Source organism: Flavobacterium chilense (assembly GCF_001602525.1).
GTDB lineage: Bacteria > Bacteroidota > Bacteroidia > Flavobacteriales > Flavobacteriaceae > Flavobacterium > Flavobacterium chilense.
This window is the reverse complement of record NZ_LSYT01000002.1, coordinates 445,815-460,974: the sequence shown is the minus strand read 5'-3', so window position 1 is coordinate 460,974 and position 15,160 is coordinate 445,815. Positions and strand designations below refer to the sequence as shown.

15 protein-coding genes are annotated in these 15,160 nt (G+C 32.4%); 13 read left to right on the top strand and 2 right to left on the bottom strand.

Going from position 1 to position 15,160, the window contains the following annotated elements; genetic code table 11:
- Positions 1 to 3: 3 nt before the first annotated feature.
- Both A4F88_RS07070 and A4F88_RS07065 read right to left on the bottom strand, forming a co-directional pair.
- Positions 4 to 483, bottom strand: coding sequence for a gliding motility lipoprotein GldH (locus A4F88_RS07070; protein ID WP_068841878.1), 480 nt, complete (start codon positions 481 to 483; stop codon positions 4 to 6).
- Complete coding sequence (locus tag A4F88_RS07065; protein ID WP_068841877.1) at positions 467 to 1,819, bottom strand: PSP1 domain-containing protein; 1,353 nt, start codon at positions 1,817 to 1,819, stop codon at positions 467 to 469. The genes A4F88_RS07070 and A4F88_RS07065 overlap by 17 nt, the downstream gene beginning before the upstream one ends.
- Positions 1,820 to 2,192: 373 nt before the next feature.
- On the opposite strand from A4F88_RS07065, the gene A4F88_RS07060 reads away from it, so the two are divergent.
- The 13 genes from A4F88_RS07060 (at position 2,193) to A4F88_RS07000 (ending at position 15,159) form a co-directional block, all read left to right on the top strand.
- Positions 2,193 to 3,374 (top strand): ankyrin repeat domain-containing protein, encoded by a 1,182-nt coding sequence (locus A4F88_RS07060; RefSeq protein WP_068841876.1) that lies wholly within the window; start codon positions 2,193 to 2,195, stop codon positions 3,372 to 3,374.
- Between the two features lie 29 nt (positions 3,375 to 3,403).
- Positions 3,404 to 4,756 carry an ankyrin repeat domain-containing protein gene (locus A4F88_RS07055; RefSeq protein ID WP_068841875.1) on the top strand — a complete coding sequence of 451 codons (1,353 nt, stop codon included), beginning with the start codon at positions 3,404 to 3,406 and terminating at the stop codon, positions 4,754 to 4,756.
- 154 nt (positions 4,757 to 4,910) lie between these two features.
- On the top strand, positions 4,911 to 5,639 hold the full coding sequence (locus A4F88_RS07050) for a hypothetical protein (RefSeq protein ID WP_068841874.1): 729 nt from the start codon (positions 4,911 to 4,913) through the stop codon (positions 5,637 to 5,639).
- Between the two features lie 176 nt (positions 5,640 to 5,815).
- A complete protein-coding gene (locus A4F88_RS07045; RefSeq protein ID WP_068841873.1) occupies positions 5,816 to 6,688 on the top strand; it encodes a hypothetical protein in 873 nt (290 codons plus the stop codon).
- A 209-nt stretch (positions 6,689 to 6,897) separates the two neighbouring features.
- Complete coding sequence (locus A4F88_RS25655; RefSeq protein WP_068841872.1) at positions 6,898 to 7,344, top strand: hypothetical protein; 447 nt, start codon at positions 6,898 to 6,900, stop codon at positions 7,342 to 7,344.
- A gap of 219 nt (positions 7,345 to 7,563) precedes the next feature.
- Positions 7,564 to 8,151, top strand: a complete 588-nt coding sequence (locus A4F88_RS07035) for a hypothetical protein (RefSeq protein ID WP_068841871.1) — start codon at positions 7,564 to 7,566, stop codon at positions 8,149 to 8,151.
- 504 nt (positions 8,152 to 8,655) lie between these two features.
- The gene (locus tag A4F88_RS07030) at positions 8,656 to 8,952 is read left to right on the top strand and encodes an Imm17 family immunity protein (protein ID WP_209442820.1); all 297 of its coding nucleotides are present in this window, start codon (positions 8,656 to 8,658) and stop codon (positions 8,950 to 8,952) included.
- A gap of 252 nt (positions 8,953 to 9,204) precedes the next feature.
- Positions 9,205 to 9,870 (top strand): hypothetical protein, encoded by a 666-nt coding sequence (locus A4F88_RS07025; RefSeq protein ID WP_068841870.1) that lies wholly within the window; start codon positions 9,205 to 9,207, stop codon positions 9,868 to 9,870.
- Positions 9,871 to 10,081: 211 nt separating this feature from the next.
- Complete coding sequence (locus A4F88_RS07020; RefSeq protein ID WP_068841869.1) at positions 10,082 to 10,630, top strand: T6SS immunity protein Tdi1 domain-containing protein; 549 nt, start codon at positions 10,082 to 10,084, stop codon at positions 10,628 to 10,630.
- A gap of 268 nt (positions 10,631 to 10,898) precedes the next feature.
- A complete protein-coding gene (locus A4F88_RS07015) occupies positions 10,899 to 11,786 on the top strand; it encodes a hypothetical protein (RefSeq protein ID WP_156062655.1) in 888 nt (295 codons plus the stop codon).
- Between the two features lie 220 nt (positions 11,787 to 12,006).
- Entirely contained in the window at positions 12,007 to 13,380 is a 1,374-nt protein-coding gene (locus A4F88_RS07010; RefSeq protein ID WP_068841867.1) for a WG repeat-containing protein, read from the top strand.
- A 232-nt stretch (positions 13,381 to 13,612) separates the two neighbouring features.
- Positions 13,613 to 14,413, top strand: a complete 801-nt coding sequence (locus A4F88_RS07005) for a hypothetical protein (protein ID WP_068841866.1) — start codon at positions 13,613 to 13,615, stop codon at positions 14,411 to 14,413.
- A 218-nt stretch (positions 14,414 to 14,631) separates the two neighbouring features.
- Positions 14,632 to 15,159, top strand: coding sequence for a hypothetical protein (locus A4F88_RS07000; RefSeq protein ID WP_068841865.1), 528 nt, complete (start codon positions 14,632 to 14,634; stop codon positions 15,157 to 15,159).
- The last annotated feature ends 1 nt before the right edge of the window (position 15,160 follow it).

The following is a 15,160-nucleotide window of genomic DNA, read 5'->3' as shown; positions in this document are numbered from 1 at the left end:
TTTCTAATCTTTTTGTTCTATTCTAAAACCTACGTCTGTAATACCTTCTAAAGCCTGAACTCCCGGAATTTTACCTGATTCTCTAACGGCTTGTTTGATGTGTACTTTGTATTTTCCTCTAAACTTTACATCTTCTTTGTAGTAAAGTTTACTTTCTTTGATATCCGTAAAACCGTTCCCCAGCAAGGTTCCGTCAGGTTTTGCCATTTCATATTCTAAAGTATCTACTTTAGTGAAACCACTTGGCGTTTCGATAGCCACAATTAAAAACAAATTTTTGAACGGATAATTGTTATTGTCCCTCAAATTTATAAATAAATTGTATTTTTTGGTTGAATCTAAAACTGGCAGATCGAAGGTTACAACACTGTCTTTGTTCCAGGCACTTCCAACAGATTTGTATTCATCAAATACTCTTTTTTTATCACATGAAAAAAGAAGTATTGCTACCAAAAGAAGAATCGCACTATTTTTTATTCTCATTTTTAGTAATAATTATAGGTTTTCTAGGTTCAGTCGGCTTTTTATCGTTCGAATTGTTAGGCTTATTCGATTGGTTCGACTTGTTATGATTCGGTTTATTTCCTTTGTTCGGATTGTTTCCTTTGTTAGAATTTGCCCCGGCTGGCTTGTTTTGATTTGGAGCTGCCTGAGGTTTGGCCGGAGTTGCCACAACCGCTGCTTCTGCACTTGGTTTGCGTTTGCGATTTGGCTTTTTCTTTCTTTTTGGCTGATCAAAACGTGTTAAACTTTCCTGCCCCATTGCATTATTAAAGTCTTTTTCAGGTTCTGAAGTCACTTCTATTGCAAAATCTTCTAATGAAGAAACTTTGTTTTTTTGTTTATTTTCGGCAATGATCTCTTTTACCTGATCAATTTTCAAAACATGCCAGTTTGCAAAGTTGTTGGTATAAGCAAACCACATTAAGCCTTTAAAAATATCTTGTTTCTGACAGATTGCATCTCCTTTTTCGGTTACCAGCTTGGTATCGTAATCCGGAAAATCTTTTAAGGCGTCCATGTAAGTATCTAACTCATAGTTTAGACAACACTTTAATTTTCCGCATTGTCCAGCCAGTTTTTGCGGGTTTAATGAAAGCTGCTGGTAACGTGCTGCCGAAGTGTTCACACTTCTAAAGTCTGTTAACCAGGTTGAACAGCAAAGTTCTCTGCCGCAAGAACCAATTCCGCCCAAGCGAGCTGCTTCCTGACGGAAACCAACTTGTTTCATTTCGACTCTGGTGCTAAATTCTTTAGCAAAGTCTTTAATCAAAAGTCTAAAATCGACTCTGTCATTTGCTGTGTAATAAAAAGTAGCTTTTGATCCGTCTCCCTGAAATTCGATATCAGAAATTTTCATTTCCAGTTTATGCTGAATTGCGAGTTCACGAGCGCGAACTTTCATTGGTTCTTCACGATCACGCGCTACAGACCAGATATCGATATCTTTTTGGGATGCTTTTCTGTAAATTTTTGGAACTTCGTTACTCTCAGGATTTACTCCTTTTTTCTTCATTTGAATTTTTACCAATTCTCCTGTCAAAGTCACAATTCCAATATCATGTCCCGGTGAAGCAACAGTTGCTACTATATCACCAATACTTAAAGTTAATTTCTCTGAATTTCTAAAAAATTCCTTGCGTCCGTTTTTAAAACGAACCTCAACGCAGTCAAAAATAGCCTCTCCATTAGCCGGACTCATGTTCGCGAGCCAGTCAAAAACCGTCAATTTATTGCAGCTATCGGTGCCGCAAGTCCCATTATTTTTACAACCTTTTGGTGCACCACCATCTGAGGTTGAACAACTTGTACATGCCATAATTATATATGTAGTGTTGCAAAAAAGCAACTTAAGTTCATAAACGTTCGATCGGTAAAGATAGTATTTTTTTTAGTTTGCTTTTTATCGATTAATTCTAAAGGCTTGTTAAATAAAAAAACGCACTTTGTTTGCTGGAAAACAGATTTTATCTGAATTCTTTTTCAGTAAAAAATGATAGAAAATTCTTAAATAACACTCTGAAAAAATACCTTAATTTGTTTTTTTTATGTCCTGAAGGGTTCTTTTTGTCTTCTATTTTTAGACTACATTTATAAGTTTTACGTTTTAATCTTCGCCGATATTTTTTATTCAGGAAACGCACATAAATAATAATTAAGTTTTATCTTTCATTTTCATAATTTTTTTTCACATGTCTACACAAAACCAAATAGAACAATACATTTTTCAGGGAAATTTTGATGCTGCCAGAGAGTGTCTTAAAAACGGAGAAGCCTTTTCTGAGCAATATCTTAAGAACAATTTTTTTCAAATCACCTCTTTAATTTTTAAAGCAAAAGCTCTTGATTTAATAGACGCTCTAATCAAGGCGGGATTTATTGAAACGGATGTTTATGAACTTGATAATTTTGATAAATCCATCTTTAGCATTATTGATCAGAACTTTAATGACGATGACGAATCTGTTTCTTTTTTTAAAGAAGTAATGTCAAAAATGGACAATTTTAATGATGAAATCAGTGATCAGACGGTGCTGGGATATTGTATTACAAAGAAAGCCCCTGTAAAAATCATTAAAAGCCTCATTGAAGATTTTGGCTGTAATGCTTTATTTAAAAACAATGCAGGTGAAAGTTTTATTTACAATGTCTTAAATAATTATAGTTTAGATACAGAAAAAGGCAAAGAGTATATTCATTTATTACTGGAAAACGGTCTGGATGTTAACGAAAGAAACATTGTTGGCACAACACCGTTAATGTGGGCAGTAAAGAGAAATAAAAAAGAATATGTTGCAATATTTCTTGAAAACGGTGCTGATCCCAATGAAACTGATGATCTGGAAAACAATGCGTTTTTCTATGCCGTTGCAGAACAGATGTCTTTTGAATTGTATGATCTTTTAGCTTCTGCGGTTACAGCCAATTTTAACATTATAAACAAAAATGGCAGAACTTTACTAACCGAATTCATAAGTATGATGTCAGATTCTGAGAATAATTTGAAATTTTTAGAACGATTATTATCAGATGGTGCTGATTTGAATTTTTGTGCCGAATATTACGGAAAACCAAAATCAGGATTGGATTATATCGCAGAAAAAAAGGCAGGTATTTTAAATTCTGTTTTAAACACAGTATCAATTGATATTAATGAACAGGATAACGAAGGCAATACTTTGTTGCATAAAGTTTGTGCCTACAATGTAAATTATGATGCCGAAGCTGCCAAAGAAATCTATAGAAAAGTAAAATTATTACTTGAAAATGGTGCCGACAAAGATATTACGAATGATAAAGACGAAACTGCTCTTATGCTGGCATCCGGAGATAATCTGAAAGTTAAAACTGTTGAACTTTTAATGAAATCCTAACTACAAAATTTATATAAAAACAGCAACTTATGTCAATGTCATTTATAATTGCCTGTGAAAACGGGAACCGAAAAATAGCCGAGTTACTGCTTCAAAATAAAGAAGTCGACGTAAAATATACTGATGAAAGAGGAAGAACTGCCCTGCATTATGCCGCTCACAGAGGATATCTTGATATTGTCAAAATATTATGCGAGGATGGTGCCGATATCAACTACGAGGATCATCAGGGAGAAACGCCTTTGTACTTTGCCTGTCTGCAAAAACAAAAACAAACTGCATTGCATTTACTGGAAAATGGGGCAGAAATTACCAGGAATGATAAATACGGAAACAGTCTTTTGCATTTAGTGGTTCAAACCGCTCAAATCGAAATTGCAACAAAGTTGCTTGAAGCAGGAATTGACGTTAATCTTTTGAATAACAATGGAGAAACACCGCTTTTATTAGCTTCTACAAAATTAAACCGGGAAATTATTCAATTGCTTTTAGACAAAGGAGCCGATATTAATGTGACAGACAAGCAAGGAAATACACCATTACTTTATGCCTGTTATACTAAATCGATCCCAATGGTTACGTTGCTTTTGGATAATGGTGCAGCTATTAATCATGTAAATCATGCAGGCGAAAATACTCTTTTGATTGCCTGTTACGAAACCAACCGAATGCTGGCTAAACTTCTGGTAGAAAAAGGTGCCGATGTATTTACATCCAACAACAATGGCTATTCTCCAATTTGGTACGCCTGCGCGAATAATCAAAAGGAAATTGTGGCTTTGTTTTTAGAAAACGGTGTTGATGTAAATTACAGCAAACCTGTGGCGGGCGATACTTCGTCTATGAATGATTATTTGGATTGGGTGGTTAGCGCGTCCAACATTGCCAACGAATCCAGTTTCACATTAAACAGCAGTTATACTTACGGCGGAGAAAGCCTTTTGCACGTGGCGACTAAAAAAGGCAACCTAAGCATGGTAAAATTACTTATTGAAGCCGGAGCCAACATCAATATACAAGACGAATCCGGAAATACACCTTTACATTACAGTGCCACAAACGGCAAAAAAGATGTTGTAAAATATTTACTGGATCATAATGCCGATGCCTCAATTGTAAACATAAAAGAGCAAAAAGCAATTGATTATTCGAATGTAAAAGGCTTTAATGAAATTACTGAACTGATTCTGAAATATGCTCCATCCGGAACCGTTGTTAATCCAATACAAACTACTCCACAAACGGAAGCACCAAAAGCTGATACTTCAAATTCAATGGAAGCCAAGAAAAAAGCTTTATTAGATCTTAAAGAATTACTCGATGCCGGAATTTTGACTTCGGAAGAATTTGATGCTGAGAAAAGTAAAATTTTAAAAGGATAAAAATTCAGAACTGGTAGATTTTTACAATCTGTCAGGTCTAAAAATTTACAGATTTTTTAAGCATATGTCATAGTATTCTAATGCCTGAATTTCTTTTATGCTTTATTCCAAACATTATCACATAATACACAGCATTGCACAAAAGCTTTAAAACATGAAAACAGAATTAAGTTTTATACTTACCGTAATAGCCGTATTGACTTCGTGCAGCAAAAGAAACAATACTGTTGTTGTAAAACAAGTAGCAGCAGACACTACAACGGTAGAAAGTTATTTCAACTCAGATACAACTGTGTTTTCCAAAGGGCATTCCTTCTACATTGCAACTATTGATCCCGATTTAGAAAATAGTGATACGCTTTTGGTCCTGGTTAAGAGAGACTCTTTAAAAATTTTCACAACCTACATTGAAAAAGAGGGACTTTATAATCATGAATTTATAGATTTTAATAATGATGGTAATTTTGACATCCTGTTTTCTCGTGGAGAACAAAGGGGCGACCATGAACTTTATTTGTATGATTCATTAAATAATACTTTTGTAAAATCTATAGGTTTTGAACGTATCCGTGAACCTGTTCAGTTAAAATCCAATCCTAATTATTGGTACAGCTATTGCCGGGCAGGTTGTGCTGATATGAATTGGACAAGTAAACTATTTACGTTCAAAAATTTTGAGACCGTCGAACTAGGCTATATTTATGGAAAAGGTTGTGACGATGAAGAAGAACCGCAAAGTATTCAAATCTCCAGAGTGCTCAACAATGATGAAAATAATTTAAAACTGATAAAAAAACTTCCCTATTCAGTCTTAGATTCTAATACAGGCAAATGGAATTTCATCGAAGAATATTGGAACAAAAACTATCCAAAATTCAAATAATACAAAATACATTCTACCTAATCCAGATTTGGCATTAGATGTGGCTAGCCGTAAATTACAAGTTTATACAGTCTCCTGTCTCGTCCTGAAAAGTTTACATAGTTAGACTTGCTCCCAATATAGATTGGCAAAACAATCAAAAACAATCTTTCGATTAAATCCTTAAAAAGTAAAAAGTGACAGAATTAAAAATAAAATATGACGAACTTGATTGGGAAGATGAATGTGTTCTCTATGGTGCAATTTATAAGAAGAAAAAATTTACTGGTATAGCCATAGATGAATTTGATGATGGCTCATATGAAAAATGGCGTTTTTATAATGGAATTGTACATGGGCATACTTATTTTTTTGATAAAAAGAATAATAAAATAATGCGAGAAGGATTTTATCAAAATGGAGTTCCCGTAAGTACACACTTTTCATGGATCAGCGAAAACAAACACACCAAAACATACCATGAGGGAACATTACTCATGGTGAAAATTGAAGATAAAAACAAAACACTTCTTTTTGAATATGAGAGAGAAAAGATGAGTTTAACGGAGTGGTTTAACAATGGAAACAAGCGCTCTGAAAAGTTTTTAATTTCAACAGATAACTTATACCAATTTAAATCAGAAAAATTCTGGAACGAGAATGGAATCTGGTTAATGACTATTAACAACGACAAACTTTACGAATTTAATAGCTCTTACTTATCAGAACACTCGCATGATTTAAACTCAGAAGATGAAGAAAGAATTTTTATTTTATATGCTAAACAATTATTAGAGGAACAGTATAATATTGGTGTAAAATATCTACAGCTAAATACAACACATAAAAACCCATTTTTCAGATATCAATGTGCAAGGCTTTTAAGCAACACTAATAATCAGGAATCAATAATTTTTCTTGAAAAACTATTACTAGATGATCTGCACCCCGAAACAAAGCTTTCAATAGACTGGCATGGTCATGGAAGCTCAAAGAAAACCCAATATTCTATTTCAAAAATGGCTCAAATTGCAATTGAAAATATTAAAAATAGCCCAAAAACTGACTGAAAAAACATTACACTTTACATCAAATCTTAAAACAGATTGGCAAAATAATTAAAAATAATGTTTTGGTTAAAACTTATTTTGATACAGTAATGGCTTTTAGTAGCTATTTTTATTTTTGGTTTTTGATATTTTTACCTGCTTATAAAGCAATTAAACTTAGTAATGATTTATTAAGTTCACAATAGAGAAATGGAATTTACATTATAGAAATGAATATTAAAGCTGTTTTTTTAGAAAACCCATTAACGAAAAATGCAAATCTAAATGATTACAAATCTTATTTTTTAAATTATAAAGATGAGGATTGGGAATACTCAAATTCAGGATCTTTTGAGTATAATCGAAATGATGGACAAAAAATTATACTCTTCTTTGTAAATTATATTAATCATGGTTTTTCATTCCGTTATGATTATAATATCCCAAATGCCAGAGAAGGGCAAAGTTGGTATAGTGTTAATGATAAGTCCTCAATGGATATAATAGTTGATGCAGGAGATGAAACTTTAATTCCACAAGGGTCATGTTTATCTCTTAAATTGGCATGGGAAATTATTTGTGATTTCTTTGAAAATCCAAATCAAAAATCTAATAAAACATCTTGGATGAATAGCAATCAAATTGACTGGTCTGATGCCGAAAGCAAATACTGGTAATTATGTATAAGTACGAAGCAAAACTATTCCCTGTCTCGTCCTGAAAAATTACACATTTAGACTTATTCCCCAAATAGATTTACAAAACAGCTAAAATAATATTTTGTTTAAAACTTATTTTGATACAGTAATGGCTTTTAGTAGCTGTTTTTGGTTTTGGTTTTTGATATTTTTGTCTGATAATGAAGCTATTGCATTTTATTAATTCAACTAACATATATGAATTTCAAAGAGTATCAAAAAGATATTAATGACAATTATCCTAAAATATTAGACGAAAATTTGCTGTTCTGGGCTTTATGGAATGTAAACTACGCATATGACATATTTGAAAAATTTGAAAAAGAAACTCCAGATTATTCAAAAAAGATCAAACCAATCTGGTTTTTTTTATGGAGTTGCATCGAAAATAAACATGTTCATAAAGTAGAATTAGAAAAGGTGTATAGTAATTTTTATCCTATTGATGAGGAAGAAATTGGACTACTAAATGACTTTTACCTGCCACACGGGGCAATCAAGCAGATTATTATCTATCTGGATTTCATATATCAAGGTTTATCAAACAATATTCGATTCGGTTCAAATTTTGGAGAGATCACAATTCAAATAATGGATGTAATAATTGAAAATGAATCATTGGGATATTTTGATGATAATATAAATACTCCTTTAGTAAAAAATGAACTGGAAGCTCAAACAAAACTTATCGAAACACTTACTAAATCTCAAAACTTTACATTTAAAGATAGAAGTATTTATAGAGATCTTTCTCAATTGCACTACTATCTTAATAAGGTCGAATAGTTTATATTCTTGGTCATGCAACTGGTCGAAGTGTTATGCTCTCATCTGGCGTGAGCATCTTGCTCGTGAACGCAAAATGTCTAGTCCTGAAAAGTTTACATAATTTAAACTTACTCCCCAAATAGATTCACAAAACGGCTAAAATAATCTTTCGTTTAAAACTTATTTTGATACAATCATGACTTTTAGTGACTGTTTATATTTTGGTTTTCTGATATTTTTACCTGATAATGAAACTATTACATTTCATTAATAATTCGCGAAGTTCACGAGCAGGGCGCTCGCGCCAGCAGAAGGAAAAAGGGTCAGATAGTCAGGTTTTTTCACGCCCCAGACGAGTTTATGGTAATTGCTGATAGTTTTGAGGATTACCTAAAATACTAATAGAGGATAACTACAACTTTATCAATGAAGACACATTGGAAGAATAAAAACAGATAAGAAATTTTCCCTTTATAATAACACAATCCGTCACTCAATTTGTAAAATTTATTAATATTTTAAATGAAAAAAGACAATTTAGACTTTGGCAACTGGATAGATACCCACCAGAATACAGCAATGTTGATACTTGGATCAGCCTTAACCAGCATGGGTATATTAATGATTATTGGCGCCATTAAAGATTGGGACTGGTTATATGCACCCGATGGCGAGTATCACCATAAATGGACAATGGGCCAGATAAGTCGTTATCTTGGACGTGGTACTGCACGCATATGTGGCATTATAGGAGCCTTGTTTTTATTTCTACCATTAGGGTTAATGCTGGTTTATAGCTCATTAGTCAAAGAGCATTAATTAAGTAGTTATAAGTCTGTAACCCGCTCTGCAAAGTGTTCTTTAAAAAATAAACGTTCAAAAATTAAGAGATTGCTGTGCATGCTAAAAAATAACATTTGCTTGTTTCGGAAGACTTTAGAAGGCGCATAAATCAAAACTTATTTTGATACAATAATAGCTTTTAGAAGCTATTTCGTTTTTTTGCTTTTGATATTTTTACCTGATAACGAGATGATTATATTTCATTAAAAGCATAACGAACAACAACACATGAAACAATACTTTATAGCCCTGACAATTTTATTTTTCTTTAGCGGTTGCCATTCTCAGGAAACCGAAGTATTCAGGCTTTTTGACAAAGAGTTAAACAACACTATTTTGACAGCTAAAATAGAAAACAAAAAAAGCCTTGAAATAACATCTATTAATGACCAGACCAAAGAGAAAACTCAATTTATTGTCCCTCTGGAAAGCACTACGAAAGAAAACATCTATTTTTTTAAGCAGGATAAATTTAATGGTGCAAAAACTAAGGGCTTGGCAGTATTAGAATTTATTGAAAACGAAAATGCCTTATCTATGTACACTGACACCGTTTTTGTAAATAAAGAACAAGTAGAAAACTTTATTTCTAAACCTCTTAATTTAGAAAAAACAATGGGTTTTTATCTGGTAAAAAACATTCAGATAGAACAGGCAAATAAAATGCCTTCTATTAAAAATATATCTGCAGAAGATGTAAAAACACTAAAAAACAGAAACAATGAAAGAATAAAGAAACTAAAATTACTGCCTGAAAAGTTAGACTATACGATGCAATTTAAAATATTCATGAAACAACAAATGTGGCTCAATATGCAATGTTTGTTGTTAGGGTATAAATTTCCGCTAAGTAATGAAGAGCATGAATGGTTGGTAGATATATTGAATAAATAGTTTTCTGAAAAATAAAGTTGTATACGTACCCCACGAAAGGATACGTGCGGTAGCGGGGAGACTGACAAAAACATTAACAATGATAAAAACGAGACTGTCCTTACACTTGCTTTTACAGACAATTTTAAAATTAAAATTGTTGAGCTTTTAAGAAAAGCTTAAAATATAAAATCAAGATTCTCTATCAATGTCATTTAAACACTTAAGAACTATGAGTAACGATTTGTTTAATGATTTTCGATTTACTGAAAATCCATCGACAACCATAATTGAAAAATACAAAGGAAAATTAGATTCCAAAGTTCTGGATATTTGGCAAGAATATGGCTTTGGTGAAATTCTAAATGGCTATATAAAAATTGTAAATCCCGATAATTACAAAGATTTGTTGCAGAAATCCTGGTCAGATTATAATGAAAATTATTTTGTTCTTTTTGCAACAGGAATGGGAGACCTAATTGTAAAAAAAGATGACTTTCTCTATTTCTTAGACTTTCGTCATAGAAATATTGAGGTGGCAGGAAAGGATTATGATATATTCTTTACAAGATGTCTGCCTGATGAAGAATATTTACAAGACGAATTTAGTTGGGAACCATATAAGGACGCCGTTGATCTATTGGGTATACCTGCTCATGATGAATGTTTCGGTTATGAGCCAATTCTTGTGGCGGGCGGTAATAAGGATGTGAAAAAGCTAAAAAAAGTAAAGCTAATAGAGCATGTAGAATTGATAGTGCAGTTTACAGGTAAAATCTAATCTTTTAGTGAGGCGATTTATGAAACTTGTCTCTTTCCCCTCAGTTCGCGCGAGCGTCCCGCTCGTAAACGCAAGGATGTCTCGTCCTGAAAAAAGTTTACATTTCATCAAATCCTAAAATAGATTCACAAAACGGCTAAAATAATCTTTCGGTTAAAACTTATTTTGATACAGTAATGGCTTTTAGTAGCTGTTTTTGTTTTTGGATTTTGATATTTTTACCTGATAACGAGGCTATTAAACACATTATGTCTCTATGAAACGGCAAATGAAAATTATAAAGAAACAAAAAGTGGCAGAAACTTTTTTCTGTCTATTGATCACATTAATCACTATTACCGCCAATGCTCAGACATATAAAGAGATTACAACAGATAATTCTATTTATACAAACAACGAGTACGGCTTTACTATACTGAAGAAAAACAGCACATTTTTACGTGAAGGAGATTATAAAATAGCAGTAAAAAAACCTGAAGATTTAGTTATCAAATTTCACATCTCTAAAAATGGAAAAATAAACGGGCCTGCCATTTTCGAAGGAAAAGGGTTTTATGGAAACGTTTTCTTTAAAGATAATACTATAGACGGCTTAACAAAAGCCTATACAAATGATAGTATTTTAGTTGGCGAAAGTTTTATACACAATGTATTAGTATGGCGCCGCACATATGAATCCGGTATTAAAAAATCTGAAACAAAATACGGCATTAAACCGCCTCCCAATACGCCAATTCAGGATACAATTTATTATAGTAATACCGGAGAAAAAATAGAACTCAACTTCAATAAAAAAGGAAATGTTTATCAAAAAAGAAATATCGATAAAGAAGAAAGCTGGTTTTATTTAGATAATGGTAAAGTATATCAACATCAGTATCGTGATGAAGCGCAACAGGCAGACATTGTTCAAAAATACGATGAAAAAGGAAGACTATATGAAGAAAAGCAAACCTTTACAAATGCCGGATTTAATGAGGTACGCGAAATAGTGAAATCATATACATGGAAAGGCAAATTGTGTAAAGAAGCGGTATCAAAGGGGAATGAAAAAACAGAACAGACATTTGACGATGATGGAAAAGTGACTTCAACCACCTCTACTGAAAGTATTGACCCTAATACTATCGTTGCACCTTTTCCTTCAGGAAATTAAAAGTTTGCGACTATTAACTATTTCAAATACAGAGAAGGTAAAACATCCTCACTCTACAAAATGTTTTTAAAAAAATAAACGTTCAAAAATTAAGCGATTGCTGTGCATGCTAAAAATAATAGTTGCTTGTTCAGGAAGACTTAGCGGAGCAGGGTATTTTTCAGTAAAAAAAACAACACGATAGTAATTATAAATACCAGTCTTTCACTAAAAAAAAATTATGAAAAAAACATTTATAACCCTATTTGCTTTTTTACTACTCTTTATTGAAGCAGTATTTTCTCAATATGCACAAGCCATGCCCCATAACAAAATTGTTTCCACTTTTACGTCCCCAAACAACAAAGACACCTTGTTGATTCCTTATAGAAAAGGGAAAAAGTGGGGCTTTAGCGATGAAAAGAAACATATTATTATTCCCTGCAACTACGACGAAGTTATTCCGTTTAAAGAAGGTTTTGCCATTGTAAAACTTCACAACCTGTATGGTTTTATTGACAAAACGGGCAAGCAGGTTATTCCGTGCAAATACAACAACGCCCGTAGTTTTAATAATAGCTTAGCAAGAGTTGAAATCAATGGATGGTATTTTATAGATAAAACTGGCAAACAACTTATAATGAGTAAATATGGAAAGATTGAGGATTTTAGCGAGGGACTGGCTGAAGTATATTGCAATCCAAATGAGGGCTTTATTGACATAACAGGAAAAGAAGTAATTCCTTGTAAGTATGATTTTGAAAATTCTTTTTCCGGGGGCTTAGCAATAGTTAATATTGATAAAAAATATGGTTTTATTAATAAACAAGGTAAACTGGTTATAGCCAATAAATATGACAACGCAGAGAATTGCAATGAAGGTATTGCAAAGGTATGCCTCGATAAAAAATATGGCTTTGTTGACTCAACTGGACGGGAAATAACACCTTGTATGTATGAGAGTGCAGAATCATTTGATGGCGGAGTGGCATGGGTAAAACTTAATAATAAATGGGGATTAATAGATAGTACAGGAAAGGAAATTGTGACCTGTAAATATTCTTCACAAAATAGTCCATTTAGCGAAAGGGAAATGTTTTTTAATAGTGGTTTGGCAAGAGTTATACTTGATAATAAATTTGGATTCATAGACAAAACAGGAAAAGAAATTATTCCATGTAAATATGATTATGTTGAAAACTTTAGCGAGGGATTAGCATATATATTTCAGAACGGTAAAAGAAGTTTTATTGACACAACAGGAAAAGAAATTTTTTCAAGTGAATGCAATCCTGTTGATACTTTTAAAGAAGGCCTTATATTAATGATTGACAATAAAAATAAATATGGTTTTATGGATAAAACCGGTAAGCTTATTGTTCCCTGTATCTATGATTGGGCAGAATCCTTTAAAAACGGGTTGGCCAAAGTAGACTTAAAAGGCAAGCTGGGTTGTGTTGATAGCACAGGTAAATTGGTTGTTTCTTGTAAATATGATATAGTACACGACTTTGAAAATGAATTTGCTGGTGTTTTAGCCAAAGACAAATCATCTCCTGATTATATATTTCTTGGTTATATAAACAAAGCCGGAGTAGAATATTGGGAAAATTAAGTTAAGTAAGTCGAAAGTTTAAAAATCGTAAAGTCAAAAGGATAGTCACCTCCACTCTACAAAGTGTCCATAAAAAATAAACATTCAAAAATTAAGAGATTGCTGTGCATGCTAAAAAATAATAATTGCTTGTTCGGGAAGATTTTGGGGAGTGAAATTTTTGAACTTTTTTTTACGTTTACAATAGTACAAGCACAATAAACCTTATAAAATAAATCTAAAAACAGTGATAATGAATAGTATAAAAAATCCAAAAGTTGGCGACCTTTTTTATACAGAGGTTAACAAAAAAAATTTCTTTTTCCAGATTATTCATATTAGCACTGGTTTGCCTGCACCTTATGATGAAGGAAATTATGATTACGGCTATTTTATGGTGGTATTCGAAAAATCGTTTTCAAAACTTCCGGAAACAATTGAGGAATTAGATTTAATTCAGATTTACAACATAAAATATAAACCCAAAAAAACAATTTTATATGTAAGCCATTGGAACAACACTCCAGAAATTAAAGTAAAAGATGGCCGTACAAATTGTGAAAAATATAAAAAATATAAACTTGTTTATTTTGGAAACACCACAGTTTCTGAAAAATTTGAACCCGAAATTATCAGAGATTTTACTATGCCAGCACATTGGGATTGTGATAATAAAGGCGTTCAGATATCGCATTCGCCTGATGATATTAACTGGGTATTTAGCCGGCTTATTCAGGATGAGGAAAAGAAAAATGAAAAGAAAAAAGATATTGTTCCCCAATATTTTACTGAATGGCTTGAATTTGTTGAGGCTGATGCCATACTAAAAACCGAAAAACTGCTTACCACTTTTGAAACAGAAAGCCAAACAAAAGATTGCAAAAATGCTTTAAAAAAATGTGTAGTGGCACTTAATAAATTAGAGGATAAACTACATTTTATAACCACAATTGAGGCCGAAAATCTGTTTGATAAACTCATAGATTTAGCCATAAAATACGGACTTAGCGATGCCGATGCCGACGAAATAATAGAGAACAACAGGGATTGGTAGTTTGTGGAGTAGAAAATATTATTCTACAAAGTGTTCTTTAAAAAACAAACGTTCAAAATTTAAGAGATTGCTGTGCATGCTAAAAAATAACAGTTGCTTGTTCGGGAAGACTTCTCCTAGAGAGGCAATTTGATACAAAAAAGCAAAATCCTGAAAGGGTAATCTTTTTGTGCTTTGACAACAATTAGAATACATTAAAAACAATAAACTCTTATTCTATGACTCAAATTATTTCTAAAGAAAACCGTTTAAATGAGCTTTTGAACTTTGGGTTTCCAAAAGAATTTATAGAAAACATTGGAAAGATTCCAGAAATAGCCTACCGTGTAGAAGATGTCGAAGGAGCTTATTTTTATTTACCAACTATATTAAGCTATACAATTCTAAATGGCAAAAGCATTCTTCCCATTTACGGTTCTGGAGAAAGTTTTTGGGTTCTTATTGATGATAATGAATCCCAAAAAATTATAAAATTTGAATTAGAATGCGATCAAATTTATACCGATTATGGAGACAATTGGGAATTGTTGCTTATGGATATAATGATTGAATATTTTGATGACCATATTGATGATGAAATTGGTATTGAAAAATTCCAGTCTGTAGCGAATAAAATAGGATTCAATAAATCTGAAGCCTTGTTTGGATTAAGAAATCTTTCGATAGACGAATACAACGAAAAACCTGAAGATATGGAGCAATGGCGAAATGAAATAGCAAAAGAATTGAAAATACTCACCTCTTAAT

Coding starts and splice junctions, on each gene's coding strand:
- A4F88_RS07055 (WP_068841875.1), top strand. CDS start 3,404: ATGTCAATGTCATTTATAATTGCCTGTGAAAACGGGAACCGAAAAATA.
- A4F88_RS07035 (WP_068841871.1), top strand. CDS start 7,564: ATGAATTTCAAAGAGTATCAAAAAGATATTAATGACAATTATCCTAAA.
- A4F88_RS07070 (WP_068841878.1), bottom strand. CDS start 483: ATGAGAATAAAAAATAGTGCGATTCTTCTTTTGGTAGCAATACTTCTT.
- A4F88_RS07025 (WP_068841870.1), top strand. CDS start 9,205: ATGAAACAATACTTTATAGCCCTGACAATTTTATTTTTCTTTAGCGGT.
- A4F88_RS07050 (WP_068841874.1), top strand. CDS start 4,911: ATGAAAACAGAATTAAGTTTTATACTTACCGTAATAGCCGTATTGACT.
- A4F88_RS07020 (WP_068841869.1), top strand. CDS start 10,082: ATGAGTAACGATTTGTTTAATGATTTTCGATTTACTGAAAATCCATCG.
- A4F88_RS07015 (WP_156062655.1), top strand. CDS start 10,899: ATGAAAATTATAAAGAAACAAAAAGTGGCAGAAACTTTTTTCTGTCTA.
- A4F88_RS07010 (WP_068841867.1), top strand. CDS start 12,007: ATGAAAAAAACATTTATAACCCTATTTGCTTTTTTACTACTCTTTATT.
- A4F88_RS07000 (WP_068841865.1), top strand. CDS start 14,632: ATGACTCAAATTATTTCTAAAGAAAACCGTTTAAATGAGCTTTTGAAC.
- A4F88_RS07060 (WP_068841876.1), top strand. CDS start 2,193: ATGTCTACACAAAACCAAATAGAACAATACATTTTTCAGGGAAATTTT.
- A4F88_RS07030 (WP_209442820.1), top strand. CDS start 8,656: ATGAAAAAAGACAATTTAGACTTTGGCAACTGGATAGATACCCACCAG.
- A4F88_RS07005 (WP_068841866.1), top strand. CDS start 13,613: ATGAATAGTATAAAAAATCCAAAAGTTGGCGACCTTTTTTATACAGAG.
- A4F88_RS25655 (WP_068841872.1), top strand. CDS start 6,898: ATGAATATTAAAGCTGTTTTTTTAGAAAACCCATTAACGAAAAATGCA.
- A4F88_RS07065 (WP_068841877.1), bottom strand. CDS start 1,819: ATGGCATGTACAAGTTGTTCAACCTCAGATGGTGGTGCACCAAAAGGT.